The sequence below is a fragment of the Alkalibacterium sp. genome (assembly GCF_046484155.1).
Lineage (GTDB): Bacteria > Bacillota > Bacilli > Lactobacillales > Carnobacteriaceae_A > Alkalibacterium.
The window spans coordinates 1-3,915 of sequence record NZ_JAWOBT010000024.1; the positions used below are offsets into that span (position 1 = coordinate 1).

The following is a 3,915-nucleotide window of genomic DNA, read 5'->3' on the forward strand; positions in this document are numbered from 1 at the left end:
TCTTTGCTGGTCGTTCAGCTGCTGGGGGCGTGCTTGCCTGTTGCGTTGCGGCACGCACGAGCGGTGCACGGGTAAGCGCCGCTCCAACGATCAGCAGCAAGAGGAGAATACCGATCGACACAACACTCCGGGATGTTTCATGCGTGGGGAGCAAAGAAGCAGCCGTGTTTGAGAGCATCACCATCAACAGACCGAGACTCGACAATACTAGATAAGCGGTATCGAGTTTCCTGTATCGGCTCCCGATCATACTGGCGACGATATTACCGGTCAGGGTCACGATCAGTAACAGGCCATAACCGTTCCAGAAGAGGCTCTCTCCCGGAAAGAGGAGATAGGCGATGCTCAATAACAATGAGATGAGGTTCAGCATGAATAAAGACTTGAAAAAACGGTTCATTTTCTCACTCCTTAACGTGATTTTTATTTATAAACAGTGACTCGCGGTGTCTGTCATCATCTTAATTTTAGTCAATAAGGGCGCAAGTTGCAACGAATCTGGTTGCAGTCGATACATGATAGAGGTCATTACCCATTTTCAAGCCTTCATACTTTAAATAAAACTGGTTTTCAGAGTATACTAAACGAAAGTGAAAGAACACTGACATTTTGTCAGCTAAAGAGTTGCCCGATTTGTTATTGCTGATTTTTTAGATGGACTTGAGAAAGGACGGATATAAAATGAAAGCTGTTTTCAAAGATATTGTGCTCGCAGAAAGTGATCATACCGAGGTCGTGGAGAAGAACCATTATTTCCCCAGAGAAGATGTGAAAATCGAATATTTGAAGAAAAGCGGTAAACAGTACACGTGTCCCTGGAAAGGCGAGGCGACGTATTACCACATCGTTACCGGAGAAGAGCGTATGGATAACGGAGCCTGGTCCTACGAGCACCCTAAAGAGGCGGCCAAACAGATCGCCGGCCATATCTGCTTCGAGAAAAAGTACGTCAAAGAATAAGTTGAAGAACGTAAAGCTGCTCTGGAACAGATACGATGATCCTTGCACCTTCTTCTCAGGAGATAGACTGAGAAGAAGGTGCATTCTTATGTTCACTTTATCATGCTGCTATAAGGTTTTTATTCAAAATGTTTATAACTACATATATTTACACTAAGCTATTTGCTTTGAATAATCCCTTCGCTAGGGTTGTATTTAACGTTTAATCGTTTTTTGTGCTTTTTTTCACATTTATGTCTCAATTCTTTCTGATTCAATAAACGCTGTTATTTCAACATCTAAAGCTGTGTTCAACTGTTTTTTTCACAGAACAGGCTTTAATCCTAATTGACATTGAGAATCATTATCATGTATAATTTTTTTAAGGTAATCAGTCATTCAATAAGGGAAGAAAGAGGCATTATATGGATTTTAATGTATGGAGCTTCATACTGGACACGCTTGAAGCTGCCGGTGTTATAGGGGGATATGTCTCCATATCAATTATCGGCGTTAGTTTAATCACATATGCATTACGAGGGAAACTCTCAGGAGATAATCAAATAGGACCGAGTGGGTCTCACCCGATTATCGGAGCGTTATTAGGGTTGATACCCGGATGCGGGGCAACCATTGTGGTTTCATCAATGTATAAAAATCAAAAAATATCCTTTGGTGGGTTATTTGCTGCATTTATTGCAACATTAGGAGAAGGATCCTTTGTGTTATTAGGGGCTTCTGATGAGGCGAGTGTTGCTGCAAATCTTAAAGCATTTTTTATTGTCAACTTAGTAGGCGCTATTGTCGCTATTATATTTGGTTATCTCGTTGATATGATTGGAATAAACATCGACGCGCCTGAGACTCCAGAAAAAATAACACAACAAGACCACCACTCAAGTAAAGCAAAAACCCTATCACATGTCATAGTTGATTATATCGGATTTTATCTCATTCTTACTTTTAGTGCTTTTTTGCTGCCCGGATCAATAATGGCTTTATGGGGTGGTGGACTGACAGGTTATGATGACTTATCCGTTTGGGTAGCCATTTTATTTCCAATTTTTTCGATCATTTATTATCTTGTATACAAATTCACTTACAAAGGACATGACTGTTCTCGTGACAATAATCTGAGGGCAACGTTATTACATGCCGTATTCGATATTGCTACTGTCATTGTTTTTGTCTTTGCTGGACTATTGATCGCTAACTATATTATTGATATTTTGGTCGGACCAGAAACGTTTGATGCGTGGATGACGTCATCAGCTTTCGTTGTCATAGCCATTGCTGCCATCATAGGCGCGGCACCGGGTTGTGGCGGGATGATTTCTGTTGCGGTCGCCTTTTTAGCTATCCCAAATTTTCCGATAGCGGCTTTAATTGCAGCAGGCATCGCAACAAGTGGGGATGGCATTTTCCCATTGCTAGTGTCTAACAAAAAAGCGGCGTTAGTCATTACAGCCTTTGGTTTTATAATTGCCTTGATGGTGGGGTATACCGTTTTAGCCTTAGGTATTGAAATCTAAAGCACTCTTTCCTTAGTAGAAACGGACGACACGACTGGAACGTCATACTTCAAAATCGAAATAGACGGATCGGTCATTTATCTGGAAAATTTTAGTCAATCGCCGGGCCTATCTGTTTCGACGAGACATTCGTCATGGACTAACTGACTAACTTAAACGGCTCTGCTCATTTACACGAATGAGTCGGAGTCGTTTTAATGTAGATATAAATGCTTATTACTCAACTCTTTGGCCACTTTTGGTATACTAAAGGGAGAAGCAGACGACTGAACAGGTATTTACTGAAGGAGAGATCGATATGACGATAGAATTACTTATGGTCCGTCACGGCAAAGCTGAAGACCGCTCGACGGCTAAAGACGATGCGAAACGCAAACTGACAGAAGAAGGGAAAGAGGAGTTTTCAGCATTCATCGCCTCTGTCAAAAAAGACCTCGAGACAGGATTGGATGTCAAAGTATGGACGAGTCCGCTGAAACGGGCCAAGCAGACAGCTTCCATATTAACGGAGCAGATGGGCTGGCCGGCGGCGGAGGAAAAGGAGTTTCTAGAAAGTGGCGACTACCCTGCCTTTATGGATGAAGTCAAGAACCTTGATTCGGATACGCGTCTCGTGTGTGTCGGGCATAAACCTATTCAGGGTGACTTGGTCGGTCTGCTGACGAGTCGACCGTATGCCTTCAAAAAAGGCGGGGCGGCCCTGGTCCGTCTGGATGACGACCGGACACAGGGCAAACTCGTGTGGGACGATGATCCAAAATCCAAAAAAAAAACGGATGAAAAAGTCGAACCGTTAAGAGACGTGCTTTCACGTCAGGCAGAAGCAATGGCACAGTCTTACGAGCACTTCCGCAATAACCCTTATTCACCAGAACAGATTCATAACTTTCGGGTGGACATGCGCAAGATGCGGTCCTTGCTCCATTTTGTGAAACCTCTGATAGGAAAAGATGCCTATACTGAATTGAATACCTTGATCCGAGATGCGTCCTACCGCTTAGAGCCGTTGCGTGAAGCGGACGTCTTGATTGAATCATGCGGCGAACGAGCGCTTATAGAACCTGACTTGATCGATGATTACGCTGAAGTGTTCCGGTATCTCCATAATGAACGTCGGAAATGGATGCGCAGCCGCTTGAACAAGAGCATGATTGCGGCTTTTGAAGATATGCTTGAAGAAACCAAAGAGACGATCAATCAATTGAGATTCGACAAAGACAAGACCGAGGATGGAGACTTGGAGACTTATCTACAAGAGCGGTTCGCTTCGAGAAAGAAAAAAGTGTTCAAATTATATAAAAAAGCGGATCACTCGGATCATGAAGCTGCGCACGGGGCAAGAAAACAAGCGAAAAAATTACGGTACGCTGCCGATGGATACAAAGAGCTGCTGCCTTCCAAAGAAGTCAAAAAGGTGAAGAAAAAATCGAAGACCATTCAAAAC

Annotated in this window: 4 protein-coding genes; 3 read left to right on the plus strand and 1 reads right to left on the minus strand. The window is 43.2% G+C overall.

The features are described from left to right. Positions 1-250: hypothetical protein (locus R6U02_RS01925; RefSeq protein WP_410261945.1), on the minus strand; the 250-nt coding region annotated here is incomplete at its 3' end. Between the two features lie 431 nt (positions 251-681). Between R6U02_RS01925 and R6U02_RS01930 the strand changes: the two genes are divergently transcribed. From R6U02_RS01930 to R6U02_RS01940, 3 genes are all read left to right on the plus strand, one after another. Continuing rightward, on the plus strand, positions 682-960 hold the full coding sequence (locus R6U02_RS01930) for a DUF427 domain-containing protein (protein ID WP_410261946.1): 279 nt from the start codon (positions 682-684) through the stop codon (positions 958-960). A gap of 404 nt (positions 961-1,364) precedes the next feature. Further along, positions 1,365-2,471 (plus strand): putative manganese transporter, encoded by a 1,107-nt coding sequence (locus tag R6U02_RS01935; RefSeq protein WP_410261947.1) that lies wholly within the window; start codon positions 1,365-1,367, stop codon positions 2,469-2,471. A gap of 298 nt (positions 2,472-2,769) precedes the next feature. Beyond that, a partial coding sequence (locus tag R6U02_RS01940) for a CHAD domain-containing protein (protein ID WP_410261948.1) occupies positions 2,770-3,915 on the plus strand: 1,146 nt, incomplete at its 3' end.

Excerpts from the sequence above, each read along its gene's own strand:
- R6U02_RS01930 (WP_410261946.1), top strand. The coding sequence starts at position 682 with ATGAAAGCTGTTTTCAAAGATATTGTGCTCGCAGAAAGTGATCATACC.
- R6U02_RS01935 (WP_410261947.1), top strand. The coding sequence starts at position 1,365 with ATGGATTTTAATGTATGGAGCTTCATACTGGACACGCTTGAAGCTGCC.